At 52.8% G+C, this 26,647-nt stretch carries 27 protein-coding genes; 14 read left to right on the forward strand and 13 right to left on the reverse strand.

Translation table 11 applies throughout. From position 1 onward, the window contains the following. The 9 genes from murD to lpxC all read left to right on the forward strand — a co-directional run bounded on the left by murD (window position 1) and on the right by lpxC (window position 10,244). Entirely contained in the window at window positions 1-1,341 is a 1,341-nt protein-coding gene (gene murD, locus RNAN_RS03300) for a UDP-N-acetylmuramoyl-L-alanine--D-glutamate ligase (protein WP_008218735.1), read from the forward strand. Next, on the forward strand, window positions 1,338-2,549 hold the full coding sequence (gene ftsW, locus RNAN_RS03305) for a putative lipid II flippase FtsW (protein WP_008218736.1): 1,212 nt from the start codon (window positions 1,338-1,340) through the stop codon (window positions 2,547-2,549). The genes murD and ftsW overlap by 4 nt, the downstream gene beginning before the upstream one ends. Then, a complete protein-coding gene (murG, locus tag RNAN_RS03310; RefSeq protein WP_008218738.1) occupies window positions 2,542-3,642 on the forward strand; it encodes an undecaprenyldiphospho-muramoylpentapeptide beta-N-acetylglucosaminyltransferase in 1,101 nt (366 codons plus the stop codon). Before ftsW ends, murG begins: the two co-directional genes overlap by 8 nt. Continuing rightward, on the forward strand, window positions 3,639-5,093 hold the full coding sequence (murC, locus tag RNAN_RS03315; protein ID WP_008218740.1) for a UDP-N-acetylmuramate--L-alanine ligase: 1,455 nt from the start codon (window positions 3,639-3,641) through the stop codon (window positions 5,091-5,093). The genes murG and murC overlap by 4 nt, the downstream gene beginning before the upstream one ends. Continuing rightward, window positions 5,090-6,019 carry a D-alanine--D-alanine ligase gene (locus RNAN_RS03320; protein ID WP_008218742.1) on the forward strand — a complete coding sequence of 310 codons (930 nt, stop codon included), beginning with the start codon at window positions 5,090-5,092 and terminating at the stop codon, window positions 6,017-6,019. The genes murC and RNAN_RS03320 overlap by 4 nt, the downstream gene beginning before the upstream one ends. Then, entirely contained in the window at window positions 6,019-6,771 is a 753-nt protein-coding gene (locus RNAN_RS03325) for a cell division protein FtsQ/DivIB (RefSeq protein ID WP_008218743.1), read from the forward strand. Before RNAN_RS03320 ends, RNAN_RS03325 begins: the two co-directional genes overlap by 1 nt. After that, a complete protein-coding gene (gene ftsA, locus RNAN_RS03330; protein ID WP_008218745.1) occupies window positions 6,768-8,003 on the forward strand; it encodes a cell division protein FtsA in 1,236 nt (411 codons plus the stop codon). Before RNAN_RS03325 ends, ftsA begins: the two co-directional genes overlap by 4 nt. A 26-nt stretch (window positions 8,004-8,029) precedes the next feature. Further along, a complete protein-coding gene (gene ftsZ / locus RNAN_RS03335; RefSeq protein WP_008218748.1) occupies window positions 8,030-9,199 on the forward strand; it encodes a cell division protein FtsZ in 1,170 nt (389 codons plus the stop codon). Between the two features lie 133 nt (window positions 9,200-9,332). Then, a complete protein-coding gene (gene lpxC, locus RNAN_RS03340; RefSeq protein WP_040551584.1) occupies window positions 9,333-10,244 on the forward strand; it encodes a UDP-3-O-acyl-N-acetylglucosamine deacetylase in 912 nt (303 codons plus the stop codon). Between the two features lie 35 nt (window positions 10,245-10,279). On the opposite strand, the gene RNAN_RS03345 is transcribed toward lpxC, so the two are convergent. Beyond that, the gene (locus RNAN_RS03345) at window positions 10,280-10,753 is read right to left on the reverse strand and encodes a DciA family protein (RefSeq protein ID WP_008218752.1); all 474 of its coding nucleotides are present in this window, start codon (window positions 10,751-10,753) and stop codon (window positions 10,280-10,282) included. Between the two features lie 197 nt (window positions 10,754-10,950). On the opposite strand from RNAN_RS03345, the gene secA reads away from it, so the two are divergent. From secA to RNAN_RS03360, 3 genes are read left to right on the forward strand one after another with little or no spacing between them, the layout of a single operon-like run. Then, on the forward strand, window positions 10,951-13,668 hold the full coding sequence (secA, locus tag RNAN_RS03350) for a preprotein translocase subunit SecA (RefSeq protein ID WP_008218755.1): 2,718 nt from the start codon (window positions 10,951-10,953) through the stop codon (window positions 13,666-13,668). A gap of 58 nt (window positions 13,669-13,726) precedes the next feature. Further along, window positions 13,727-14,143 carry an 8-oxo-dGTP diphosphatase MutT gene (mutT, locus tag RNAN_RS03355; RefSeq protein ID WP_008218756.1) on the forward strand — a complete coding sequence of 139 codons (417 nt, stop codon included), beginning with the start codon at window positions 13,727-13,729 and terminating at the stop codon, window positions 14,141-14,143. Window positions 14,144-14,148: 5 nt separating this feature from the next. Then, the gene (locus tag RNAN_RS03360; protein WP_040551585.1) at window positions 14,149-14,556 is read left to right on the forward strand and encodes a hypothetical protein; all 408 of its coding nucleotides are present in this window, start codon (window positions 14,149-14,151) and stop codon (window positions 14,554-14,556) included. On the opposite strand, the gene RNAN_RS03365 is transcribed toward RNAN_RS03360, so the two are convergent. The 4 genes from RNAN_RS03365 to RNAN_RS03380 form a co-directional block, all read right to left on the reverse strand. Further along, window positions 14,545-15,045, reverse strand: coding sequence for a hypothetical protein (locus RNAN_RS03365; protein WP_008218758.1), 501 nt, complete (start codon window positions 15,043-15,045; stop codon window positions 14,545-14,547). The two genes, RNAN_RS03360 and RNAN_RS03365, sit on opposite strands and share 12 nt — an antisense overlap. Continuing rightward, window positions 15,038-15,445, reverse strand: coding sequence for a hypothetical protein (locus RNAN_RS03370; RefSeq protein ID WP_040551586.1), 408 nt, complete (start codon window positions 15,443-15,445; stop codon window positions 15,038-15,040). The genes RNAN_RS03365 and RNAN_RS03370 overlap by 8 nt, the downstream gene beginning before the upstream one ends. Before the next feature lie 57 nt (window positions 15,446-15,502). Beyond that, a complete protein-coding gene (gene yacG / locus RNAN_RS03375) occupies window positions 15,503-15,733 on the reverse strand; it encodes a DNA gyrase inhibitor YacG (protein WP_008218760.1) in 231 nt (76 codons plus the stop codon). 142 nt (window positions 15,734-15,875) lie between these two features. Continuing rightward, complete coding sequence (locus RNAN_RS03380; RefSeq protein ID WP_008218762.1) at window positions 15,876-16,298, reverse strand: Hsp20/alpha crystallin family protein; 423 nt, start codon at window positions 16,296-16,298, stop codon at window positions 15,876-15,878. 152 nt (window positions 16,299-16,450) lie between these two features. Here RNAN_RS03380 and RNAN_RS03385 point away from each other — a divergent pair, with 152 nt between their 5' ends. Further along, on the forward strand, window positions 16,451-16,933 hold the full coding sequence (locus RNAN_RS03385) for a SixA phosphatase family protein (RefSeq protein ID WP_008218764.1): 483 nt from the start codon (window positions 16,451-16,453) through the stop codon (window positions 16,931-16,933). 51 nt (window positions 16,934-16,984) lie between these two features. On the opposite strand, the gene RNAN_RS03390 is transcribed toward RNAN_RS03385, so the two are convergent. After that, window positions 16,985-17,560, reverse strand: a complete 576-nt coding sequence (locus tag RNAN_RS03390) for a porin family protein (protein ID WP_008218766.1) — start codon at window positions 17,558-17,560, stop codon at window positions 16,985-16,987. Between the two features lie 104 nt (window positions 17,561-17,664). Here RNAN_RS03390 and RNAN_RS03395 point away from each other — a divergent pair, with 104 nt between their 5' ends. Then, window positions 17,665-18,060, forward strand: coding sequence for a gamma-glutamylcyclotransferase family protein (locus RNAN_RS03395; RefSeq protein WP_040551587.1), 396 nt, complete (start codon window positions 17,665-17,667; stop codon window positions 18,058-18,060). A 55-nt stretch (window positions 18,061-18,115) separates the two neighbouring features. Here RNAN_RS03395 and purH read toward each other — a convergent pair whose 3' ends face one another. The 7 genes from purH to RNAN_RS03430 form a co-directional block, all read right to left on the reverse strand. Next, window positions 18,116-19,702, reverse strand: a complete 1,587-nt coding sequence (purH, locus tag RNAN_RS03400; protein ID WP_008218771.1) for a bifunctional phosphoribosylaminoimidazolecarboxamide formyltransferase/IMP cyclohydrolase — start codon at window positions 19,700-19,702, stop codon at window positions 18,116-18,118. A 301-nt stretch (window positions 19,703-20,003) separates the two neighbouring features. Beyond that, window positions 20,004-20,294, reverse strand: coding sequence for a DNA-binding transcriptional regulator Fis (gene fis, locus RNAN_RS03405; RefSeq protein ID WP_008218772.1), 291 nt, complete (start codon window positions 20,292-20,294; stop codon window positions 20,004-20,006). Between the two features lie 17 nt (window positions 20,295-20,311). After that, window positions 20,312-21,286: a tRNA dihydrouridine synthase DusB gene (gene dusB, locus RNAN_RS03410; RefSeq protein WP_439645777.1), complete on the reverse strand. Its 975-nt coding sequence runs from the start codon at window positions 21,284-21,286 to the stop codon at window positions 20,312-20,314. Window positions 21,287-21,530: 244 nt separating this feature from the next. Then, entirely contained in the window at window positions 21,531-22,427 is an 897-nt protein-coding gene (locus RNAN_RS03415) for a phosphoribulokinase (protein ID WP_008218777.1), read from the reverse strand. Between the two features lie 138 nt (window positions 22,428-22,565). After that, window positions 22,566-24,359 carry an ExeM/NucH family extracellular endonuclease gene (locus RNAN_RS03420; protein WP_008218779.1) on the reverse strand — a complete coding sequence of 598 codons (1,794 nt, stop codon included), beginning with the start codon at window positions 24,357-24,359 and terminating at the stop codon, window positions 22,566-22,568. A 3-nt stretch (window positions 24,360-24,362) separates the two neighbouring features. Beyond that, entirely contained in the window at window positions 24,363-25,649 is a 1,287-nt protein-coding gene (gene purD / locus RNAN_RS03425; RefSeq protein WP_008218781.1) for a phosphoribosylamine--glycine ligase, read from the reverse strand. Window positions 25,650-25,676: 27 nt separating this feature from the next. Continuing rightward, a complete protein-coding gene (locus RNAN_RS03430; protein ID WP_008218782.1) occupies window positions 25,677-26,516 on the reverse strand; it encodes a class I SAM-dependent methyltransferase in 840 nt (279 codons plus the stop codon). Between the last annotated feature and the right edge of the window lie 131 nt (window positions 26,517-26,647).

The raw sequence follows: 26,647 nt of genomic DNA on the forward strand, positions 1-26,647 counted from the left end.
ATGACACAGCAGGCATTAATGCAATATTTAGCGAAAAAACGCATAGCGGTAGTGGGGCTGGGCCTGTCGGGTCTGGCCACGGTGCGTTTTTTACTGAATTTAGGCATTAAGCCGGTGCTGATGGACAGCCGCAGCAAACCTGCCGGCATCGAGCAAATCGCGCCGGAAAAGGTTGACGGTATTTACCTGGGCGAGCTTGACGCTAACCGGCTGGCAAAAATGGATATCATTGTGCTAAGTCCGGGGTTGTCACCGGCGCATCCGGCCATCCGCTTTGCCGTCGCGCAGGGCGCCCAGCTGATGGGCGATGTCGAGCTGTTTGCCCGGGTGAACCAAAAACCGGTGGTGGCGATTACCGGCTCTAACGGCAAATCGACAGTCACCATGCTGGTGGAGGCCATGCTGAAGGCCAGCGGCGTAAAAGCACTGGCGGCAGCTAATATCGGTTTGCCGGTGCTGGATGCCTTAGCCCAGAGTGATGTTGAGGTGTTTGTGCTGGAACTGTCCAGCTTTCAGCTGGATACCACCTCAAGTTTGCACAGCCTTGCCAGCTGCATTTTAAACGTCAGTGCCGATCATTTAGACCGCTATGGCGATATGGCCGCTTATGCTGCGTCAAAACAGCGGGTGTATCAGCACAGCCAACTGGCGGTATTTAACCTGGATGATGCCGCTACTATACCGCAGCACGCCGGACATAGTCTGGGCATTAAGCTGTCTGATGGCGCCTACGGTATTGTCAGCCAGGCAGGGCAGCGCTGGTTACAGGTGGCTGGTGAGCCTTTATTGCCACTTAATGAGATGACGCTGTTTGGTGAGCATAACCAGTTTAATGCGCTGGTGGCCTGTGCATTGGCGCTGGCGGCCGGTGCCAGCCGTGACGGCCTGAAAACAGCGCTTAAGCAGTTTGTCTCATTACCGCACCGCTGCATTTTAGTCGCTGAGCACAACGGCGTGCGCTGGATCAACGACTCTAAAGCCACCAATATCGGCGCCACCTTAGCGGCCATTGCCGGGCTTAGGCCCACCGTTGCCGGTAAACTGATTTTAATTGCCGGCGGTGATGCCAAAGGCGCGGATGTCAGCGAACTGCAGCCGGTACTGCAACGCGATGTACAGCAGCTGATCACCCTGGGGCAGGACGGCCCGGCCATTGCCGCCTTACTGGCGGGCAGCATAGAAGTAAAAAGCTTAACGGAAGCGGTAAAAGCCGCAGCAAAACTGGCCAAAGCCGGCGATATGGTGCTGCTATCACCGGCCTGTGCCAGTTTGGATATGTTTAAAAGCTATGCCGAGCGTGGCGACCTGTTCACCCAGGCGGTGAAGGCGGAGGTGCTATGAAGCAGCTGGCACTGAGCATGTTTAAGCAGCCCTGGGCTAACCCGCTGCAGGCATTAAGCCAGTGGTGGCGCGCTGAAGATGGCGCCGCTTACGATAAATTATTCTTAACCCTGCTACTGCTTATTCTGGCGATTGGTGTGGTAATGGTGACCAGCGCTTCGGTGCCGGTGGCATCGCGCTTATATGATAACGAGCTGCACTTTACCATTCGTCATCTGGTGTATCTGGCACTGGGCTGTACTGCAGCGCTAATCATCCTCAATATACCCGTGCAGTGGTGGCATAACAGCAATATGGCGCTGCTGTTTGCCGCGCTGGCGCTATTGGTGGCAGTGTTATTGTTTGGCCGTAATGTTAATGGCAGTACCCGCTGGTTATCGCTGGGCTTTTTCGGTTTACAGGCAGCTGAGCCAGCCAAGCTGTTTTTCTTTGTTTACCTGGCCAGCTATCTGGTGCGCCGCCATGAAGAAGTGCGGGAAAACTTAAAAGGCTTTTTAAAGCCCTTGTTTGTGCTGTTTGCTTTTGCCGTGTTGCTGTTGATGCAGCCGGATCTGGGCACCGTGATCGTAATGTTTGCTACCGCTGTGGCGCTGCTGTTTTTAGCCGGTGCCAAGCTGTGGCAGTTTTTTTGTTTAATTTTTACCGGCATCGCCGCCATTGGCGTGCTGATTGTGTACAGCGAATACCGCTGGAAACGGGTGACCGCCTTTTTAGATCCCTGGGCTGACCCGTTCGGCAGTGGCTATCAGCTGACACAGTCACTGATGGCCTTTGGCCGCGGCGGCTGGTTTGGTCAGGGCCTGGGCAACAGTATTCAGAAGCTGGAATACCTGCCAGAGGCGCATACCGACTTTATTCTGGCTGTTATCGCTGAAGAGACCGGCTTTATTGGCGTGGCTGTGCTGGTGCTGCTGTTATTTTTGCTGGTATATCGTGCGCTGTGGATAGGCCAGCGCGCACTGGCAAAAAATTTAAGCTTCCACGGCTTCCTTGCGTATGCGCTGGCGATTTGGATTGGTTTTCAATCGGCGGTCAATATTGGTGTCGCCACCGGCGCACTGCCGACCAAAGGCCTGACCCTGCCGTATGTCAGCTCGGGCGGCAGTAGCTTAATCATTATGTTGGCAGCGGCAGCACTGCTGCTGCGGATTGATTTTGAAGTACGGCTCAAAGGCAAACACGCCATCAGTGGAGGCAAGCATGACTAAGCCTCGTATTCTGATCATGGCAGGTGGCACCGGTGGCCATATTTTCCCGGCTCAGGCGGTCGCCACAGCGCTTAATGCCCAGGGCTGGCAAATTCACTGGCTGGGTAGCCGTGAAAAAATGGAAGCCCAGCTGGTACCCCAGTTTGGCTGGCCGTTTCACAGTATTGATGTGGCCGGCTTACGTGGTAAAAGCCTGAACGCGCTGATAAAAGCGCCCTGGATGCTGCTGAAGTCATTATTGCAGGCACGGCGTGTTATCACGGCGGTGCAGCCTGATCTGGTGCTGGGCTTTGGCGGTTTTGCCAGTGGCCCCGGTGGCCTGGCGGCCTGGTTAAAAGGCGTGCCGCTGTTAGTACATGAGCAAAATGCAGTTGCCGGCAGTACCAACCGTTTACTGGCGCGGCTGGCGCAAAAAGTGTTAGTGGCTTTTCCGGCCGCTTTTGCCGGCCATGCCAAGCAGCTGGTGGTGGGTAACCCGGTGCGGGCAGCGCTGGTGGATGCCGGCAAAAACCATGATTTTAGCGGCAGTTTAAAAGTGCTGGTGGTGGGCGGCAGTTTGGGCGCCAAAGCGCTGAACGAACAGTTGCCGCCGATTTTTGCTAAAGCGGCACAGCAGGCACCGTTACAGGTACGCCACCAAACCGGTAAGGTGATGCAACAGCACACTGATGCGTTGTACCAGCAACTGGCCCAAGGCGGTTTAACGGCAGAGGTGAGCGCCTTTATCGACGATATGGCGCAGGCTTACCGCTGGGCCGATGTGGTGATTTGCCGCGCTGGCGCCTCTACGGTAAGCGAGCTGGCCTGTGCTGGTGTGGCGGCGCTGTTTGTGCCGCTGCCACAGGCGATAGACGATCATCAAACCGCCAATGCGCGCTGGCTGGTGGCAGAGGGGGCTGGCTTAATGCTGGCACAATCAGACTTAACCGAACAACAGTTGTTACCGCTGCTGACGCAGTGGCAACAGGATAAAGCACCGTTACAACAGATGGCCGCCAAAGCGCGTGCCTGCGCGCTGGATCATGCCACCGCCCAGGTAGTGGCGCAGTGTCAGCAGGTAGCAGGTCAAACCGTAACAGGACAAGTAGTATGATTACGACACCACAACAGAAAAAACTGGCGATGCGCCGCGTAGAACGCATTCACTTTGTTGGCATCGGCGGCGCCGGTATGGGCGGCATTGCCGAAGTGCTGCTAAACGAAGGCTATAACGTATCCGGCTCTGACATCGCGCCTAACGGCGTCACCGAACGCTTAATCGGCCTGGGTGCCTGTGTCAGCTTCGGCCATGACGCCGCCAATGTGGCTGGCGCCAGTGTCGTGGTGGTATCCAGCGCCATTAACAGTGCCAATCCGGAAGTTGCCGCCGCCCGTGAGCTGCGTATTCCGGTGGTGCGCCGCGCTGAAATGCTCGGTGAGCTGATGCGCTTTCGCCATGGTATCGCGGTGGCGGGCACCCATGGTAAAACCACCACTACCAGCTTATTGGCATCGATTTTCGCCAAAGCCGGCACCGATCCGACCTTTGTGATTGGCGGCTTGCTGAACTCGGCCGGCTCTAACGCCCGCTTAGGCGCTGGCCGCTATCTGATTGCCGAAGCAGACGAAAGTGACGCCTCTTTCCTGCATTTGCAGCCGCTGGCCACAGTGATCACCAATATTGAAGCCGACCACATGGACACCTATCAGGGTGACTTTGAAAAGCTCAAAGCCACCTACCTGGAGTTTTGTCACAACCTGCCATTTTACGGTGTGGCGGTAGTGTGTATTGACGATCCGGTACTGCGCGCACTGATCCCGCAAATTGGCCGCACTGTGCTGACCTACGGTTTTAGCCAGGATGCTGACTTTGTCATCAGTGATTTTAGCCAGAGCGGCACCCAAAGCCGCTTTGTCATTAGCGACACCGACGGCAACCAGCGCGAAGTGGTGCTGAATTTGCCGGGTAAACACAATGCGCTAAACGCCACCGCCGCTTTTGCGCTGGCGCGTGATGAAGGCATCAGCGAACAGGCGATTTTGGCCGCCTTTACTGAATTTGAAGGCATCGGCCGGCGTTTTCAGCAATACGGCGAGTTTGATACCGGCAACGGCAAGGTGCTGCTGCTGGATGATTACGGCCACCACCCAACCGAAGTGGCCGCCACTATTGCTGCGGTGCGCGCCGCCTGGCCAGAGCGGCGCTTAGTGATGGCCTATCAGCCGCACCGTTATACCCGCACCCGCGATCTGTATGAAGATTTTGCCAAGGTGCTGTCCAGTGTCGACAAGCTGTTGCTGCTGGAAGTGTACAGCGCCGGCGAAGCACCGATCGCCGGGGCCGATAGCCGCAGCCTGTGCCGCTCTATTCGTGCCCGTGGCACGCTGGACCCCATTTATGTTGCCGGGCCGGATGAATTAGCGCCCAGCCTGGCCGATGTACTGGCCGATGGTGACGTGGTATTAACGCAGGGTGCCGGCAATATCGGTGCGCTGGTGAAGAAACTGGCGGCGATGCAACTGAACATCAGCAAGCTTAAAGCCAGTGCAGGAGAACAAGCATGAGTGACGCAGTACAGGCATTTGGCAAAGTAGCAGTAATGTTTGGCGGGCTGTCGGCCGAGCGTGAGGTGTCACTGCGCTCCGGTGCTGCCGTGCTGAAGGCGCTGACCGACGCCGGCGTTGATGCCTTTGCCTTTGACCCCAAACAGCAAAGCCTGGCCGAGCTGGCACAAAGCGGTGCACAGCGCGTGTTTATCGTGCTGCACGGCCGTGGCGGCGAAGATGGCAGCATGCAGGGCGCACTGCAGCAACTGGGCTTGCCCTATACCGGCAGCGGTGTGCTGGGCTCGGCACTGGCGATGGATAAAATTCGCTGCAAATACCTGTTTCAGGCGCAGCAATTACCCACGGCGCCCTTTGCCGTGGTGCACCACGATGACACCGACTTTGCCGCCTTATTGGCAAGCCTGGGCGGCAAAGTGATGGTAAAACCGGCTAACGAAGGCTCCAGCATTGGTATGAGTGCGGCCAGCACCGCCGAAGAGCTGCAGCAGGCGGTAAAGCAGGCACTTAACTATGACAGCGAAATTTTAGTCGAGCGCTGGATCAACGGCCGTGAGTTTACCGTGGCGATTTTAAATGGCCAGGTGCTGCCGATTGTGGAAATGCGCACACCGCGTGCGTTCTACGACTATGAAGCGAAATACCAGGCCAGCAGCACCGAGTATTTATGTCCGGCGCCGTTAAGCGCCGAGCAAACTGCCGCCATGCAGCGAAGTGCACTTAAAGCCTTTAATGCGGTAGGCGCCAGTGGTTGGGGCCGGGTGGATATTATGCTGGACCAAGACGGCCAGCACTTTTTACTGGAAGTGAATACCGTGCCCGGCATGACAGAAAAGTCATTGGTGCCAATGGCGGCAAAGGCAGCCGGTTACAGTTTTCAGCAACTGGTGGTGGCGATTTTAGGCCAGAGCCAAGAGGCGAGATAATGATTAAACACCTGCCGAAGTTCGGGTTTAAGCAGCAACCGGCGTTTTACGCCGGCGTGTTGTTTTTTCTCTGCTCAGTGGCAGGCCTGGTGTGGGCAGCGGTGCAGGTAAATGCCTGGCTGCATGATCAGCAAAGTGCGCCGCTTAAGCAGGTAAAACTGTACGGCAACTTTGCCCACATCGACGCCCAGGCGCTGCATCAGCGGCTGGCGCAGCAGTACATAGGTAACTTTTTTAGCGTGAACGTGGACCAGGTACAGCAGTTCCTGTTACAGCAACCCTGGGTATATCAGGTGGCCGTGCGCAAACAATGGCCTGATGCCCTGGTGGTGGTGGTCACAGAACAACAGCCGGTAGCGATCTGGAATCAGCAGCAATTACTCAACAAAGAGGGCGAGGTGTTTCAGGCGCCCCTAGAGCAGCTGAAAACGGAACTGCCGATGCTAACCGGCCCCGACGGCAGCCAGCAGGACGCCCTGGCCATGTTCCGCCATATGCAGGGCTTACTGGCCCTGCATAAATTTAATGCCGTGGCGCTGGGGGTAACCGAGCGCTTCTCCTGGCAGCTAAGCCTGAGTAATGGCGTAGCGCTGAAGCTGGGGCGTGATGATACGTTAAAACGGTTGCAGCGCTTTATTGAGCTGTATCCGGTAATTAGCAAACATAAAACCGAAGCGATAACCGAAGTTGATCTGCGCTACGACACCGGTATCGCCGTGCGTTACAGCAGTGAGCAGAAGAGAAAAGCATGACAAAGTCGTTAGATAGAGATCTGATTGTTGGCCTGGATATCGGCACTGCGCAAATTAAAGCGGTGGTGGGCGAAATTACCGCTGATGACCGCTTAAGCATTGTTGGCGTGGGCACCCATGTGTCGCGCGGCATGGATAAAGGCGGCGTCAACGACTTAAACCTGGTAGTGCAGGCGGTACAGCGCGCGATAGATGAAGCGGAGCTGATGGCTGACTGTCGGGTGTCATCAGTGTATTTAGGCATTACCGGTAAACATATCCGTTGCCAGAACGAAAGTGGCATGGTGCCGATTAACGACACTGAAGTGACCGCAGACGATGTCGCCAATGTGATCCATGCTGCCAAGTCGGTACCCATTTCGGCCGAGCGGCGCATGCTGCATGTGCTGCCGCAAGAGTTCTCGGTGGATATGCAGGAGGGCATTAAAAGCCCGGTCGGCATGTCAGGTGTGCGGATGGAAGCGCGGGCGCACATTATTACCTGCGCCAATGATATGGCAAAGAATATTGAAAAGTGCGTTGAGCGCTGCGGTTTGCAGGTCGACCAGTTAATTTTCAGTGCACTGGCTTCAAGCTATGCGGTGCTGACCGACGATGAGAAAGAGCTGGGCGTTTGCGTAGTCGATTTAGGCGGTGGCACCATAGATATTGCCATTTACACCAATGGCGCCCTGAGGCACACCGCGGTGATCCCGGTAGCGGGCAATCAGGTGACCAGCGATATCGCCAAGATTTTCCGCACGCCAATAAGCCACGCCGAAGAGATTAAAGTGCAGTACGCCTGTGCGCTGCGCAGCATGGTAGGTAAAGAAGAAAGCATAGAAGTGCCAAGCGTCGGTGGCCGGCCGGCACGTTCTATGTCACGCCATACCCTGGCCGAGGTGGTTGAGCCGCGCTATCAGGAATTGTTCGAGCTGGTGCTGGAAGAGATAAAAAGCAGTGGCTTAGAAGAGCAGATTGCGGCCGGTGTAGTACTAACCGGCGGCACCGCCAAGATGGAAGGGGCGGTGGAGTTTGCTGAAGATATTTTTCAGATGCCGGTACGGGTGGGCCAGCCGGCCCATGTTACCGGGTTAAAAGAATACGTGCAGGATCCGGCCTACGCCAGTGTGGTGGGGTTGTTACTGTACGGTAAAGATGCCCGTACACAGCAGAAAAAAGCGGCTGACGTACGAGATTCAGTAAGTGGCTTCGTCAAACGGATCAGCAGCTGGTTCAAAGGCGAATTTTAAGTAAGCGTAGAAACGGAGAGAGAGCTATGTTTGAGTTAATGGAAAACCACAGCGAAGAAGCTGTTATTAAAGTAATAGGTGTTGGTGGTGGTGGCGGTAATGCCGTCGAGTACATGGTTGCCAGCAATATCGAAGGGGTGGAGTTTGTTGCCGCCAATACCGATGCGCAGGCACTGCGTAATTCATCGGCCAATATTACCCTGCAATTGGGCTCTAATGTTACCAAGGGCTTAGGGGCCGGTGCTAACCCGGATATTGGTCGGCGCTCTGCTGAGGAAGACCGCGAAACCATTAAGAAAACCCTGCAAGGCGCAGATATGATTTTTATCGCTGCCGGTATGGGTGGTGGTACCGGTACCGGTGCAGCGCCTATCGTGGCCGAAGTGGCGCGCGAGCTGGGTATTTTAACCGTGGCGGTGGTAACCAAGCCATTCCCGTTCGAAGGTAAAAAGCGTACTGCCTATGCCGACGAGGGTATTTTAGAGCTGAGCAAGCATGTTGACTCGCTGATCACCATTCCTAACGACAAACTGTTAAAGGTGCTGGGTAAAGGCACCAGTTTGCTGGATGCGTTTAAAGCAGCCAATAACGTACTGTTAGGTGCGGTACAGGGTATTGCTGAATTAATTACCCGCCCGGGTTTGATCAACGTCGACTTTGCCGACGTACGTACGGTAATGTCTGAGATGGGCACTGCCATGATGGGTAGCGGCCGTGCTACTGGCCCGGACCGTGCGGAAGAAGCCGCTGAGCAGGCCATTTCCAGCCCGCTGCTGGAAGATATCGACTTATCAGGTGCTAAAGGCATACTGGTCAATATCACTGCCGGTCTGGATATCAGCATTGAAGAGTTTGAAACGGTTGGTAACGCGGTAAAAGCCTTCGCGTCAGAAAACGCCACTGTGGTGGTAGGTGCGGTGATTGACCCGAACATGCAAGATGAGCTGCGTGTAACGGTAGTGGCTACCGGTATTGGTGCCGACCGCCGGCCAGATATCAGCTTAGTGCAAAACAACCGTACGGTGGAAGTACAGAAGCCGTTTTACGGTACTCAGGGCGGTGCCGCGCTGCAACCGCAGCACGAAACACAGCAGGTGCGTCAGGAGCAGCCAGCGGCAGTAAAAGCGCAGCCAGAGAGCAAAGCGAATATCGATATCTTTGATATACCGGCATTTTTACGCAAACAAGCCGACTAAGCTTTGGCTTAGTCGCACGGCAGGGCCGACAGCAGGATTAAGCTGCTGTTCAGTGAAATTTGGCATAATTGCCACGTTATGCTATGCTTCGCCGCCATTTTGTGATTGCTTATTATTTGAGCAGGAATAAATTATGATTAAACAACGTACCATCGGCAAAACAGTCAGCTCCATTGGAGTGGGATTGCACAAAGGCGAAAAGGTTACGCTTACTCTCCGACCTGCGCCGGATAACACGGGCATCGTGTTCCGTCGTGTTGATCTTGATCCTGTGGTCGATTTTAAGGTAGCGCCTGAGTTAGTGGGTGATACCGTGATGTGTACCTGTTTAATCAATGACAATGGCGTGCGGTTATCTACCACTGAACACCTGATGGCGGCCATTGCCGGTTTAGGTATCGACAACCTGGTGGTTGAAGTAGACGCCGCAGAAATTCCGATTATGGACGGCAGCGCCAACCCCTTTGTTTACCTGTTGCTGGAAGCCGGTGTTGCCGAGCAGCGCCTGGCGAAAAAGTTTATCCGCATTAAAAAGCATGTGCGGGTAGAAGATGGCGACAAATGGGCCGAATTTAAGCCGCATCACGGCTTTAAAATAGATTTTGCCATTGAATTTAACCACCCGGTGATTGCAGAAACCACCCAGCATATGCAGATGGATTTCTCGGCCGCCGGTTTTATTAAAGACATCAGCCGCGCCCGTACCTTTGGCTTTTTGCATGAAGTAGAATATCTGCGTGCCAACAACCTGGCGTTAGGCGGCAGTTTTGATAATGCCGTAGTGCTGGATGAGTACCGGGTATTAAACCAGGACGGCCTGCGCTACGAAGATGAATTTATCAAACACAAAATCCTCGATGCGATTGGCGATCTGTATATGGCCGGTTACAGCATTTTAGGTGAGTTTAAAGCCTTTAAAACCGGCCATGCGCTGAATAACCAGCTGTTATGTGCCGTGTTGGCCGATCAGGCGAACTGGGAATTTGTCAGCTTTGAAGACAAAGCCGATATGCCGATTTCTTATCTGGCGCCGCAGCTGGCGTAATGCTCTATCTGCCTTTTCAAACACAAACCCGGTGATTACCGGGTTTTGTCATTTTTCGCGCCGGCATTTTCTGCCAGCTTTAACAGCGCTTGCGCCAGTGCGCCGTCGGTGCCGGCCGCCAGCTGACGCAGGCTGTCGGCTGCCTGTTCAGATAATTGCTTGCTGTTTGCTGCCGGTAGCTGCACTTGGGGCCGGTTTATCTGGCCATTGGGCGAGGCTTCAATCTCAATGCCGGCTAAATCGGGCAAGATTTTTCGGCGAAAATTGTCTAGAATGGCGTCGCGCTGCATTTTTAGACGGGTCAGCCAGCTGGGTGAGGCACATAAGATAATAGCTCTGCCATCACGAATACAGCTAACCTGGCAAAAACTCAGTTGGTCCAGTTGCAATACCTCAGCTAATACCTGGTTTAACTGTTGCACCAGTTGCACTTGTTGCTGCTGCGACGCCAGCGGGCTGTGCGACAGCAGCTTACTGATATCCTGAGGTTTTTGCGTGTAACGGGTCATGGTTAACTCCCGGCAGCAGTGAAACAGATAACGCAGTGTAACAGCTTGGCGCCGAAGCGAACATGTTACACCTTGAAAGCATTAGCATAGGGCACCATATCTGGCGTAATATGCTTGCACAACAGCAATTTGATACTGGTAAGGCCAAAGGCCGCCGGGGCTGCCCTGCAGTTTTAACTTAAAATGGTATTGGGATAATGTTTGGAAAACTTTTTGCCAAATTATTTGGTAGCCGCAACGACCGCTTCTTAAAAAAACTAGAAAAACAGGTTCAGCACATTAATAGCCTCGAGGCTGAGTTTGAAGCCTTATCCGATGACCAACTGAAGCAAAAAACCGCTGAATTTAAGCAGTTACTGGCCAGTGGCAGCAGCTTAGACGATATACTGCCGCAAGCCTTTGCTACTGTGCGTGAGGCCAGCAAGCGCGTATTTGGCATGCGCCATTTCGATGTGCAGTTAATCGGCGGTATGGTGCTGCATCAGGGCAAAATTTCTGAGATGCGTACCGGTGAAGGTAAAACCCTCACCGCAACCTTGCCGGCTTACTTAAACGCGTTAAGCGGTAAAGGTGTACATGTTATTACCGTGAACGATTACCTGGCCCGCCGCGACGCTCAAACCAACGCACCCTTATTTGGCTTTTTAGGTATGTCAGTCGGCGTTAACGTGCCTGGCATGGCGCACCCGGATAAGCAAAAAGCCTATCAGGCCGACATTACCTATGGCACTAACAATGAATTTGGCTTTGACTACCTGCGCGATAATATGGCGTTTTCACCGCAAGATCGGGTGCAGCGCGATCAGGCCTTTGCCATTATCGATGAAGTTGACTCAATCCTGATTGACGAAGCCCGTACGCCACTGATTATCTCTGGCCCGGCCGAAGACAGCTCTGAGTTATACAAACAAATCAACGTGCTGGTGCCTAGCCTGGTAAAACAGGAAAAAGAAGACGAAGAGGGCGCACACGGTGATGGCCACTTTACGGTAGATGAAAAAGCCCGTCAGGTGTACTTAACCGAACAAGGCCAGATCAGAGTAGAAGAGATGCTGCGCGAAAAAGGCATGATTGGCGAGCACGATACCTTATTCTCTGCTGCTAACATTACCCTGCTGCACCACGTTTATGCTGCGCTGCGGGCCCATCAGCTGTTTAAGCGTGACGTCGATTACGTAGTAAAAGACGGCGAAATTGTCATTGTTGATGAGCACACCGGCCGTACCATGGAAGGCCGGCGCTGGTCTGAAGGTTTACACCAGGCAGTAGAAGCCAAAGAAGGGGTAAAAATTCAGAACGAAAACCAGACTCTGGCCTCTATTACCTTCCAGAATTACTTCCGCCTGTACGATAAACTGGCCGGTATGACAGGTACTGCTGATACTGAAGCCTTTGAGTTCCAGCAAATTTACGGCCTGGAAACCATAGTAGTGCCAACTAACCGGCCTATGGTACGTAACGATATGGCTGATTTAGTGTACTTAACGGCCGAAGATAAGTACCAGGCCATAATTGCCGACATCACTGCCACCCGCGATGCCGGCCGGCCGGTGCTGGTGGGTACAGCGTCTATTGAAAGCTCAGAGTACTTATCGGGCCTGCTGAACAAAGCCAAGATTAAACACCAGGTACTTAACGCCAAGTTCCACGCCAACGAAGCGCAAATTATCGCCCAGGCCGGTCAGCCGGGTACGGTAACCATTGCTACCAATATGGCAGGCCGCGGCACAGACATAGTGCTGGGTGGCAGCTTACAGGCTGAACTAGCGGCGCTTGGCGATGATGCGACCGAAGCGCAAAAAGCCAAAGTAAAAGCCGACTGGCAACAGCGCCACGACGCGGTTATCGCGGCCGGTGGTTTACATATTATTGGTACTGAGCGGCATGAATCGCGCCGTATCGACAACCAGTTGCGTGGCCGCTCGGGCCGTCAGGGCGATCCGGGTTCAAGCCGGTTCTACCTGTCGCTGGACGACGCGTTAATGCGTATTTTCGCTTCAGACCGTATGGCCGGCATGATGCGCCGCCTGGGTATGGAAAAAGGCGAAGCAATCGAACACCCCTGGGTCAGCCGCGCTATTGAAAACGCGCAGCGTAAAGTAGAAGCGCGTAACTTTGATATCCGTAAACAGCTGTTAGAGTTTGATGACGTTGCCAACGATCAGCGTAAAGTGGTGTACGAGCAGCGCAACGAGCTGTTAGACGCCACCGACATCAGCGAAACCATTAACGCTATCCGCGCCGACGTGGTTGACGGTGTGATAAGCCAGTATATTCCGCCGCAATCGCTGGATGAAATGTGGGATATTCCTGGCCTGGAGCAACGCTTAAAAGCTGACTTCTCGCTGGATTTGCCGATTGCCAGGTGGCTGGCAGATGATAAAAAGCTGTTTGAAGAAAAGCTACGTGAGCGTATCGCCGAAGAGGTAGAGAAAGCTTACCAGTATAAAGAGCAAATGGTCGGGCCGCAGGTACTGCGTCAGTTTGAAAAAGCCATTATGCTGCAAAGCCTGGACACGCATTGGAAAGAGCACCTGGCAGCGATGGACCACCTGCGTCAGGGCATTAACCTGCGTGGTTACGCGCAGAAAAACCCGAAACAGGAATACAAGCGCGAAGCCTTTGAGCTGTTCTCCACCATGCTGGAAAACCTGAAAATTGACGTTATCGGCGTATTAAGCCGGGTGCAGGTGCGGGCTGCAGAAGATGTGGAGGCGGTAGAAGAGCAGCGCCGTAAGGCTGATGCCGTGCCGCACGATTACCAGCACGCCGAAGCTGAGCATGTTGGCGGTGAAATTCCGGCAGGCATGCCTGCTGGCCCGGTATTTCGTGATCACGACAAGATAGGCCGTAATGATCCTTGCCCCTGCGGCTCGGGTAAAAAGTACAAACAATGTCACGGTAAACTGGTGTAACGCCAATCGTGATAAGACAAAGTCAGCTCAGGCTGGCTTTGTTGTTTCTGGGGGAAGTATGACTAATAAAGTAGTGCATGTTGCGGTGGGTGTGATAGTGCGTGGCGAGCAGATTTTGCTGGCATTACGCGGCAGTAAGCAGCATCAGGGCGGCAAATGGGAGTTTCCCGGCGGTAAGGTAGAAAGCGGTGAAACGGTGCCGCAAGCGCTGGCGCGCGAGCTGTTAGAGGAAGTGGCTATTGAGGTCACGCAAAGCAGTGCCTTTATGCAGCTGGAGTATGCCTATCCGGAAAAAACCGTGCTGCTGGATATCTATCTGGTTAGCGCCTTTAACGGCGAGCCACACGGCCGCGAAGGCCAGCCACTGCGCTGGGTGGATGTGAATGCGCTTGATAGCATCGAGTTCCCCGATGCGAATCAGCCAATAGTCGAGCGCATTCAGCAGTATTTTGCCACTCAGACTATAAATGACTAGTTAATATGACCAGCTTGTTATTGCCGTTGGTTCTTGTTTTACCTTTGCTGATAGTTGGCTATCAGTGGTACAAGGAGGAATTCCAATTTAGCCGTAAGGCTTTGTCCTATTGGCAGATTTTTTTATTGGGCTGCTTTATTGGCTACACTGCCTATTGTTTGCTCAGTGGTGTGGAGCCAACAATCCAACAATTAGGGGATCAGGGGAATAAAGCAGGGCGCGCCTTATCATTCAGCGGATTGTGGAGTTTCGTACTGCCGGGGTTAATTGCCCCGCTTATTGTTTTTCCCAGAGAAACTTTGCTGTATTTACTCCGGCAGCCTAAAGCAGGAAATATAGAAACATTTGGTTTAGCCATTTTAGGCTGGGTATTGCTGCTATCTATACTACTAAGGCACCTACTAGTTATCTAATGCTGGCCAGATTAACTCTTGTAGTTTTACACCATCAAAAGGTGCATGTAGCGAGCTTATTGATTCAAGACGTTCTCTGACATCTAAGGGTAACTTCATATAATCAAGTTTGATTTCTAGTTCGATGAGATGAAAGTTATCTTCTTTTTGCTGCCTAATAAAACGTGAAACTTCTTCGCTTTTTACGGAAGCATTCAACCTCTCGAGTAAAACCAGAGTTTCGATGTAGTTTAATTTAGTCTCAGAGACACACTTAAGAAATGCCCTTTGCTCTAAGTATGGAACAATAGCTTCTGAATAAGGAATCTTCGTTAACAAATTGAGCTCAGTCGAAGTTAACGATATTTCAGTTTTCCTCTGCTGCAGACAGTATTCCGTTGCTGTTTCATATGCAGCCTGAGTGGTTTGAGCGTATGAAAATGCCTCGGTAATATCTGAAGCATTTAAGCCATATGGCAGTAAAGTGATAGCAATGAGTAGTTTATTCATAGCCACATCCTTGATAAACCGCTTTCCAAAATTGTCTTTCTTTTACTGATAAAGACGGCTTCTGTGTTTGTCTTAATGCGACTGATTCAATTTGACGACGTTTTACAGCACCAAGCCCTTTTACAGACTCAAAGAAGACGTCCCAATTAGTGGAATAAATAGCATAACCAGACTGAGCGGAATCAGAAGATGCCAGTTTGAAAGCCAGTGTCCCCTCAAGTTGCTGTGCTCCGGAGCCTGAGGCACCTGTGCGACTAGCGCCACCAAAAATTGACCATAACTGACCGAGCAACAAAAATTTGCTACCCAGTTTTTCGAGTGAGCCGAGACGTTCAATTTCTTTAACTGCTTCCAAGCTGCTTTGGCTAAGTTGCAAATTCACAATTGTCGGGCAATTCATAACAAACCTATCCTTGTTTAAAGAGGTAAGGATAGTGTTTTGTGTATCGATTGTAAATTAATTGTTTTTGAAAAAGTCGTTATCCTGGGCGATAAATTCCTGCTCCAGCTCGGCCAGATATTCTTCTGATAGTGCAGCGTCAATTGGCGCTTTATCAGGTATGCGGTGGTTTTCTGCAGCCCAGTCGCCAAGGTCAATCAGTTTGCAGCGCTCAGAGCAAAATGGCCGAAAGGGTGAAGCGGCGCTCCATTCAACGGCGTTGTCACAGGTAGGGCAGTTTACTTTCATTGGTGGCAGTCTCCTTAGTGCGGCCATTCTAGCAACCCAGGCCCCGAGTTACCAATACCTGGATGCGCAAGATGGGGATTCTGCACTTGGCGTGTGACAACGCAGCCGCCCGCTGTAAACGGGCGGTTGTCGGCAAAGAAGGCTAACTGATACTGATTTTACGACTGGGGGCTTCGGTAGCGGCTTTTTTCGGTGCTTTAATGCTGAGCAGGCCGTCTTTAAAGCTGGCGCTGATATCGTTTTCATGCACGGCATCGCCCACAGTAAAGCTGCGCATTATTTTGCCGTAGCGGCGCTCCTGACGAATTAGCTTGCCATCTTTCTCTTCTTTATCTTCCTGTTTTATTTCGGCTTCAAGCGTTAATACGCCACGCTCCAGGCTGATATGAATATCGTCTTTTTTCACGCCGGGTAATTCCGCCGTGATTTGGTAATGGTCTTTATTGTCTTTAATATCGACTTTAGGCGCAAAAAACTCGGTATCGTTGCTTTTCCACGCAGTGGGCGCAAAGAAGTTATCGAACAGGCTGTCAAAGTCGAAACGGTTACGCGGTAACAGGCTCATGATGGTCTCCTTTGGTTAAGTTCACTACAGCGAAATAACCTTAGTTCAGCGGTAACCCGGGTAATTGAGCTGGATCAAGAATTGGTGTGATGTTGAAAAGCCTGCCTACAATGTCATAAATATGCCTTACAACGCTGCTATAACTGCGCGCTATGAATAAATTCCTCTATTTTCTGCGTCATGCTACTGCTGAAGTGATCCGGCCTAATCACCTGGATATCGACCGCTGCCTGATAGAAAAAGGCCGGCTGCAGGCACGCAGGGTCGCTGACTTTATGCAGCGGCAAAACCTGAATATGCAGCAGGTGTTTACCTGCCCATACCCGCGCGCAGTGCAAACGGCGGCAATAGTGTGTAAGAATGCCGGTTTTGCCGCTGCCACTGAGCAGCCCTGGTTGGCGCTGGAAACCCCTGTTGCACAAGCTATAGCGCAGCTGCAGCTGTTATGGCCGACATTACCTGAGCATACCTTGCTGGTTGGCCATGAGCCGGATTTCTCACTGCTGATTAGCCGTTTGCTGGGTACTGACATGCCGGTGATTAATATTCGTAAAGCGTCGCTGAGCTGTATCAGTATCAGTGAAGATCTGGCACAGGCTGAACTACAGTGGTCAGTACCAGCACGTTTTATGTAAGGAGTTTATAAAAAGTGCCGAAATCTGAATAGATTTCGGCATGGGGCGAACTTAGAAGTAGTAATTTACGCCAACAGATAAATTATTCGCTTCCAGCTTGAATGAGTAAGGGCCATCACGGAATGTTTCGTCCGGCAGCATGACATATTCCACATTCACAGCAACGTTATTAGCAAAACGGAACTCGCCGCCGATACCTAATGCCAGGCCGGTTAATGAATCTTTCTCTGAGAATGAATAAGATGGGCCTGTCTCTTTATATTCAAATTCAGTTTTGCTGTATCCTGCCAGTGCGAATACAGAGAACTCGCTCGACAGTTGGTAGCGTGCCTTGGCAACTAACATTGTCTGCAGGTTCACACCAAAGCTTTCTTTATAACCATCTTCAGAGAATGACTTGTCGTTGATACCAGTACCCAGACGGGCTTCAACAGCGAAGTAGTCATTGAATTGATAACCGGCTAATGCACTTAAGCTGCCAAAATCAACTGAAACGGAGTAACCACTGTCTTTTTCTTCCAGCGTGGTTTTATTGTACTGACCGCCCACATAAAAGTTTTGTGTATCGGCTTGCACAGCGAAAACACTACTTAAGGCAACGGCTACCAGCATTTTTTTAAACGACATAAAACATCCTATTTTATTTAATTAACTGCAAAATGCGCGCGCAGTTATATCTGAAACAATTTTGTTGGTAAAGTGTTTTTATTAGGTATGGTTAAAGCGCGGTTATGACAGATTATCTTTTCGTGTATGGCACCTTACGCCAAAACGCCAAGCATCCAATGCACCAGCAGTTAATCGCTCACGCCCGCTTCGTTAGCATGGCGCGATATCAGGCGCGGCTATATCAGCTAAGTTATTACCCGGGCGCTGTGCCGTCAGCCAGTGCCGCCGATCAGGTGGTGGGCGAGCTGTATCAGCTACTGCAGCCAGAACTATTACTGCCACAGCTGGACCAGTACGAAGAATGTGGCGAAGGCTTTGCCAAGCCGCAAGAATATCGCCGTGAACTGCAGCAAGTAACGCTGGAAAACGGCACCAGCGTTAGCGCCTGGGTGTATATCTACAACCGCGATACGTCGGCTTTACAGCAGATCCAAAACGGCGATTTTCTGAATGTATAGCACCCGCAATAACAAAGGCCGCAATGCGGCCTTTTTGTCTAAAGCAGATTTGCTATTAGTGTCTAAAGTGGCGTACGCCGGTAAATACCATTGCCATACCGTGCTCGTCGGCGGCGGCGATAACTTCCGCATCACGCATCGAGCCACCTGGCTGGATCACTGCAGTAATGCCAGCTGCGGCTGCAGCGTCGATACCGTCGCGAAACGGGAAGAAGGCGTCTGAGGCCATCACTGAGCCTTTTACTTCCAGCTTCTCATCGGCAGCCTTGATACCGGCGATTTTCGCGCTGTATACCCGGCTCATTTGGCCGGCGCCAACGCCGATGGTCATGCTGTCTTTTACATACACTATGGCGTTTGATTTAACAAACTTGGCGACCTTCCAGCAGAACAGCAAGTCTTTTAACTCCTGCTCGGTCGGCTGACGCTTGGTGACGACTTTTAAGTCGCTGGCAGACACTTTGGCCTGATCGCGGTCTTGCAGCAACATACCGCCGTTAACCTGTTTAATATCCGTTGCCGGCGCAGCAGGGCTGAACTCACCGCATACCAGTAAACGCACGTTCGGTTTGGTGCCAACCACAGCAACAGCGGCATCGGTCGCAGACGGGGCAATAATCACTTCAACAAACTGGCGGCTGACAATTTCCTGCGCGGTGGTTTCATCCAGCTGACGGTTAAAGGCAATAATGCCGCCAAAAGCTGAAGTTGGGTCGGTTTTATAAGCGCGGTTGTAAGCCGCTAAAATGCTGTCACCAATGGCGACACCACAAGGGTTAGCGTGCTTAACAATTACACAGGCTGGCTCGGCGAATTCTTTTACGCACTCCAGTGCCGCATCGGTATCGGCGATATTGTTGTACGACAACGCCTTACCCTGCAATTGTTTAGCAGTAGATACTGAGGCTTCAGTCGCGCCGTCCTGCACATAAAAGGCTGCGCTCTGGTGGCTGTTTTCGCCATAGCGTAAGTCTTGTTTTTTGACAAATTGCGCATTGAACGTGCGCGGGAACTTAGTGGCTGGTTCGTTCGGCGTATCGTAGGCTGGCAGCATGGCACCAAAGTAGTTGGCAATCATGCCATCGTATTGGGCCGTATGCTCAAAGGCGCTGATCGCCAAACTGAAACGGGTGGCGTGGGTGGTGGCACCGCCATTGGCCTGCATTTCTGCCAGCACCATGTCGTAGTCTTTGGCGTTAACGACAATAGTCACGTCTTTGTGGTTTTTCGCTGCCGCGCGCACCATAGTCGGGCCGCCGATGTCGATGTTTTCCACCGCATCTTCCAGCGTGCAGCCGGGTTTAGCCACAGTGCTGGCAAACGGATACAGGTTAACCACCACTAAATCGATCGGGCCGATATGGTTGTCGGCCATTACCGCTTCGTCAACACCGCGGCGGGCTAAAATGCCACCGTGAATTTTCGGATGCAGGGTTTTTACCCGGCCGTCCATAATTTCCGGGTGGCCGGTATAGTCAGAGACTTCCGTTACCTTAATGCCTTGCTCGGCCAGTAATTTTGCCGTACCACCGGTAGAGAGGATATCTACCTGGGCCGCTTCAAGCGCGCGGGCAAATTCTACGATACCGGTTTTGTCGGACACACTTAACAGTGCGCGGCGGATAGGTCTTAGTGTCGTCATGCTTAGACTCTCATTTTAGCTTGCAGAAATCGGTTATATCCCCAGCATTGTTAACAGAGGCTAGTTTGCTCACGCTAACACGCCGTGAACCCCTCCCTGGGGGCTCGATTCGGCCATCCTGGCCTGCAACGGTTAGCTTAGAGCAAGCTAGCCTCTGCCAGAATGTCGTTAATCTGTTCTATCCTGTTTTGCTGCCTGAGTACCGAAGCTAATGCGGAAGGTAATGCGTAAAATTCCTCAGGAACAGCCAATAAAAAAGCACCCGAAGGTGCTTAGCAGCGGGGCGAACCCCGCGTTGGCATTAGCTCATGCCGTACTGTTTTAATTTCTTGCGCAGCGTGCCGCGGTTTATACCCATCAGGTTAGCAGCGCGGGTTTGGTTACCGCGGGTATATTTCATTACCTCTTCCAGTAACGGGCGCTCTAATTCAGATAATACCAGCTCGTACAGGTCGGTAACGTCCTGACCGTTTAACTGTTGCAGGTAGTTAGCAACGGCTTTTTGTGCAGCAGTGCTTAATGCCTGCGGCTTTTCCTGAGACTGTACGTTAGCGTTAGTAATAAATGGCGAAGTAACGTTCGAATTAAACATTGCTTTTCTCTTTTACGTTAGGTTGCTGCTAGTTGATGAAAATAGTCATTTAAGGCGTCAAGTTGCTGCTTAGCGCACTCAATGCCATTGAATTCACTACGAAACACGCCGAGCGCATCGTGCTCGGCTAAATACCAGCCCACATGCTTGCGGGCAATACGGGAACCGGCATGCTCACCATAAAGCTGGTGTAAACCCTGCACATGTTCCAGCATGATCTGGCGCACCTCGGCTATTGCCGGTGGGGCCAGTTTGTCGCCGGTGGCCAGGTAATGCACCACCTCGCGGAAAATCCACGGCCGGCCTTGTGCGGCACGGCCTATCATAATGGCGTCAGCCCCGGTGTAATCCAGCACAAAACGTGCTTTCTCCGGTGTGGTGATATCGCCATTGGCAACCACAGGTATCGACACACTTTGCTTAATCGCACGAATGGTGTCGTACTCGGCTTCGCCTTTGTACATACAAGCTTTGGTGCGGCCATGCACCGCCAGCGCCTGTATGCCGTTATCCTGTGCAATCTGCGCAATCTGCACGCCATTGCGGTTGTCGGTATCCCAACCGGTGCGGATTTTTAACGTTACCGGCACCTTAACTGCATCGACCACAGCGCGCACAATTTGTTGCACTAAATCCGGATACTGCAATAAGGCAGAGCCCGCCAGCTTTTTATTCACCTTTTTGGCCGGGCAGCCCATATTAATGTCGATAATATCGGCACCAATAGACACATTGTACTGCGCGGCTTCGGCCATTTGCTGCGGGTCTGAACCGGCAATTTGTACCGAGCGGATGCCCGACTCCTGCCGGTGGCCCATGCGATTTTGCGACTTTTCGCTTTGCCACACCAGCGGGTTGCTCGACAGCATTTCCGACACAGCTAAGGCTGCGCCAAACCGGCGGCAAAGCTCACGAAAAGTGTGATCGGTAACCCCAGCCATCGGAGCACAAATTACCTTGTTCGCTAACTGATATGGACCTATGCGCACCACGTAATCCAAGGCTCTACCCGTAAGGGGCGCTAAGTTTACGGATTTTTGCCGCCAAAGCAAAGGCTATTATTTAAACAAAAGTGTAAATTTACTGGCCTTTGCTGTCTTGACATTCGCTAAACGGCTGAAAATTGGTGTTTTGTAAAGGTTGAAACACGGTGGAATGGGCGCTGGCAAAAAAGATAATTGTAGTGCTGTTGGTTTTGTAACCAGACCAAACCGGTAGAACCGGTTTGGTCTGGTGTCAGGTACCTAACCAATCTACCTGGCCACGGGCCTGGCGCCGTTTAATCATTAACTCTTCAATCAGCGGCGTTAAAATAAGCTCCATCGCCAGGCCCATTTTGCCACCTGGCACCACCAGCGTATTCACCCGTGACATAAAAGAGCCGTTAATCATCTGCAGATAGTACGGAAAGTCGACATGTTTGATGCCGCGAAAGCGGATTACGACAAAACTTTCATCCAGCGACGGGATATCTTTAGCGCTAAAGGGGTTAGAGGTATCTACTGTTGGCACGCGCTGAAAGTTGATGTGGGTGCGCGAGAACTGCGGCGTAATATGGTTTATATAATCGTCCATACTGCGCACTATGCTGGCCTGTACCGCTTCGCGGCTATGGCCACGCTCTGAAGTGTCGCGGATAATTTTCTGGATCCACTCTAAGTTAACAATCGGCACCATGCCGATCAGCAAATCGACATGCTGTGCCACATTGTGCTGGTCGGTCACAGCGCCGCCATGCAGACCCTCGTAAAACAGTAGGTCGGTATTGGGGCGCAAGTCCTGCCAGGGGGTAAAAGTGCCGGGCAGCTGATTGTAGGGCACAGCTTCATCAAAGGTATGCAGATAATGACGGATCTTACCGCTGCCGGTTTCGCCATAGCTGGCAAAGAATTTTTCCAGCACACCAAAGTCATTGGCTTCCGGGCCAAAATAGCTTATATGGCGGCCTTCTTCTTTGGCTTTACGTATAGCCACTTCCATTTCCGGCCGGCTAAAGCGATGAAAGCAATCACCCTCGACAAAGGCGGCGTCGATACCCAGCGTGCGAAAGATATGCTGAAACGCTATGGTGGTGGTGGTAGTGCCAGCGCCGGAAGAGCCGGTAATCGCAATAATAGGGTTTTTATGAGACATAACTGTCGCCCGCTAACTTAACTGAACCTCACCTTAAAACAAGAGCTCGACAGCGGGCAACTGTTTCTTGCGCTTTATTAAAAAGACCAGCCAGGGTTGCTGCGGGTTCTGCCTGCTAACTGGCTGAACCCGCGGTGATTAGAACTCAAAGGTGGCGATCAGTGGGTCGTGATCGGACGAACGGTAGGGATCGGCGCTGTACCACAACTTTTGCTGGGCAGCGCTTTTAAACTCGGTGTTGTAATCCAGCAACACAGGTTCATCGGCGTTAATAGCCCAATGCTGCATGCTGCTAAGCTGTTTAGCGAGCGTGGGGCTTGCCAGCGCATGATCCAGTGAGCCGGTGCGGCCGCGAAACACATAAGAATATTGGCTGCCCTGTGCAGCGTGCAGATATTGCCAGTTCTGCTGCTCCAGCGTGCGGATTGGATCTTCCCGCCGGTAAGCATTCAGATCGCCGATAATTATCTGGTAGTCGGTGCTGACACCGGTCGGCTGGCTGTGCAGCCAATCACTCAGGGCTTTAGCCGAACGGGTGCGCAGTGCATTCCAGCACGCCTGGCCGTCCTGCTGATCTGCGTTAACATCTTTACCGTCTTTCGGGCAGCTGCCTTTCGATTTAAAGTGGTTAATGCTGACGGTAACCAGCTCGTTACTCGCCAGATGACGAAAGCTTTGCGCCAGTGGCGGCCGGCTACCCCAGTCAAAAGGTGCTGTTAACAGCATAGCGGCTTTACCCTCGACACTGACAGTGGCCGGGCGATATAGCAGCGCCACTTTAATGGCATCAGTGCCGGGCTGCTGGCGGGTGATAATAAAGCGGTAGGGTTTGCTGGTAACTTTATTCAGCGCTGCGGTCAGCTCTGCTAATGCACCTTGCTGGCCATAGCCGTTATTCTCAACTTCTAACAGACCGATAACATCGGCATCCAGCGCGGCCAATGCCGCGACGGTTTTTGCTTGCTGCCGGGCCAGCTCTGCCGGGGTAGAGGCGCCGCGGCGGGTTGGAAAGGCCGGGTTTTGGCCCTGGCCATTAAAGTAATTCAGCACATTAAAGCTGGCCACGCGTAAGGCTTTGGCCGGTTTCGCGGCCGGGGCTGCGGGTCTGGGGTTAGTCTGGCTGAACTGCGGCATTGTTGTTGGCACTAAACGGTAGCCACGCTCGTCCTGCAATAACACGCCGGTCAGATCATGTAATGTATCGCCGATTCTGAGTGTCTGGCTGGCGCTGATTTTTACCGCACCCAGCACTAATGGCTCAGGGTTTTGCTGGTAATGGCCATCATCTACCACCAGCATATGTCGTTGTTGCTGAGTATCAAATAGTGCAGCTGCCGCCTCGCCGGGTAACTGCTGCTCGGTAGGTACCATTAGCCGCTGGTCGGCCACGGTAATCTCACCGTAGCGCGCCAGATGGTAAGTGTCGTTCACAATAAGGGGTTGGCTAAATTGCAGCAGCGCGCCTTCCAGCCGCTCCCAATTCAGGTTATCAGCCAAAGGCAGTGTCAGGCGCTGCGGGTTAACCGTTACGGCTTCACCGCACAGTTTAATTTCACTTACCTGATGCAGGCTGGTCTGTTGGCTAAGTTCAGCTACAGTACCGCTTACCTGCAGTACCTGGCCGGGCTGGTAAATCGCGGCCGCTTCAATATCGGCAATAAACAGGCTATTGGCCGTCAACGGGTTCGTGCTTTGCTCGCCACGCAGCATCAGGCCGGCGGCTTTGCTGCCAGGGTAAACCACTGCAGTAACCACACCTTGCGTGGTCAGCTTACGGCCCAGCAGCGGGCTGGTATCTGTATTACCCTGAATAGCCGAAATGGCGGTGGTGTCAGCCAAACACTCTGCCAGTGCCTGGCCGGGTGCTATGATACTGCAAGCAAAAGCAGCGAGCAGTGCCAGCTGCTTTGACGTTAAACTCTGACGCATCATCTGTTACTGCTTCTCGCGGGCGATAGCGCGATAGCCGATATCGGTGCGGCAGAACATGCCATCCCAGCGAATGTGGCTGGCCAGCTGATAGGCAGCTTGCTGCGCTTGAGTAACATTAGCCCCTAAGGCCGTAGCACACAGCACCCGGCCACCGTTCGTCAGCACCTGGCCGTCTTTTTGCTCGGTACCGGCATGAAACACTTTGGCGCTGTCGCTGTCGATGCCATCCAGGCCACTGATCACCTTGCCTTTGGCATAGCTGTCCGGGTAACCGCCAGCGGCTAATACCACGCCCACTGCAGCCTGGTCGGTAAATTGGATCTGCTTGCCGGCCAGCTCGCCTTTAGTTGCCGCTAAACACAGCGCCACTAAATCAGATTGCAGCCGCAGCATTATCGGCTGAGTTTCCGGGTCACCAAAGCGGCAGTTAAATTCCAGCACCTTGGCACTGCCATCCGGCGCTATCATTAAACCGGCGTATAAAAAGCCGGTAAATACCGTGCCTTCGCTGGCCATGCCATTTACCGTCGGGTAAATCACATGCTGCATTACCCAGTCATGCACAGCTGGCGTGACCACCGGTGCTGGCGAATATGCGCCCATGCCGCCGGTGTTAGGGCCTTTATCGGCGTTATCACGCGCTTTATGGTCCTGTGACGAGGCAAAGGCCAGCGCGGTTTTACCGTCAACCATGACGATAAAAGAGGCTTCTTCACCGGTTAAAAACTCTTCAATTACCACGCGGCTGCCGGCATCACCAAATTTATTGCCCGACAGCATATCGTCAATGGCGGCATCGGCTTCCTGTTGGCTTTGCGCAATAATGACGCCTTTACCTGCCGCCAGACCGTCGGCTTTAATCACTACCGGTAAGCCGAGCGTTTTAGCGAAAGCTTTGGCCGGCGCAATGTCGCTGAAGGTCTGATAGGCGGCGGTCGGAATCTGATGACGGGCTAAAAAGTCTTTGGCAAAGGCTTTGGAGCTCTCCAGCTGCGCCGCGGCTTTGGTTGGGCCAAAAATGGCCAGATCTGCAGCGCGAAACGCATCAACCACACCTTTGGCCAGCGGCGCCTCGGGCCCGACGATGGTCAGATCTATGGCTTCTGCTTTGGCAAACGCCAGTAGCGCGGGCACATCATCTGCCGCAATCGCCACATTGGTCAGGTTGCTCTCACGCGCGGTGCCGGCATTGCCCGGGGCGACAAATACCTTAGTGGCCAGAGGTGACTGGGCGGCTTTCCAGGCCAGTGCGTGCTCGCGGCCACCGCCGCCAATTACCAATACTTTCATTTAGCTTTCCGTTAATTGATCAAAAAATTACTCAGATACTGGCTTGCGAAACTTCAGCGTCATACGGTCGCTTTCGCCAATGGCCAGATATTTCTCTTTGTCCTGCTCTTTTAGCCGCAGCACCGGAGGTAAGGTCCAGACACCACCCGGGTGGTCGGCCGTGTCTTTCGGGTTGGCGTTAATGTCGCTCTCGGCTTCAAACACAAAACCCGCTTGTTCTGCCAGTTTAATGGCCAGTGCCTGCGGGAAGTAACCGGTCTTCTGCCAGTCGCCGCTGGCTTTATCAGCCGGCAAGCGGTGCTCTACCACGCCTAACACCCCACCGGGCTTTAACGCGTTATAAAAATCTTTGAAAATGGCCACCATGCCCTCGTCACCGCCATTGCCATACCAGTTATGCAGGTTACGAAAGGTCAGCACCACATCGGCACTGCCGGCCGGTGCAATGGCGCTGCTGTTGCCAGGGGCAAACTCAGTCAGCTGTACCCGGTTGTATACCGGGTTTGCCGCCAGCTTGTCGACAAAAGCCGCGCGGCTACGCTTGTAGTAATCTGAGCTGCTGTCAGCCGGGAAATGGGCGGCATAATAAGTGCCGTGCGCCGCCAGTAAAGGCGCCAGAATTTCGGTGTACCAGCCGCCGCCGGGGGCTATTTCTACCACGGTGCTACTTGGCGTAACGTCAAAAAATTGCAGCGTGGCAACCGGGTTGCGGTATTTATCGCGGGCAACGTTAGCCGGGCTGCGGCTTGGGTGATCAACGGCCAGTTGCAGCGCTTCAGCAGAAGCCTGGGTCGTTGGGGTGCTGGCGCTGGCCAGCGGACTTAACAGCAGAGCAGACAGCACGGTAGCGAGTGTGAGTGTTTTCATCGTCGTGGTTCCCTGGAGTAAAAGTGGCGCTAGTGTAGCAAAACAATGCTAAAAAAGCAGGTGAGTCAGGCACATTGTCTGGTTTAATTCAGATGGCCAGACTGCTATTTTCTCATCAACAATTGCATTCG

The sequence above is a fragment of the Rheinheimera nanhaiensis E407-8 genome (assembly GCF_000296695.1).
GTDB lineage: Bacteria > Pseudomonadota > Gammaproteobacteria > Enterobacterales > Alteromonadaceae > Alishewanella > Alishewanella nanhaiensis.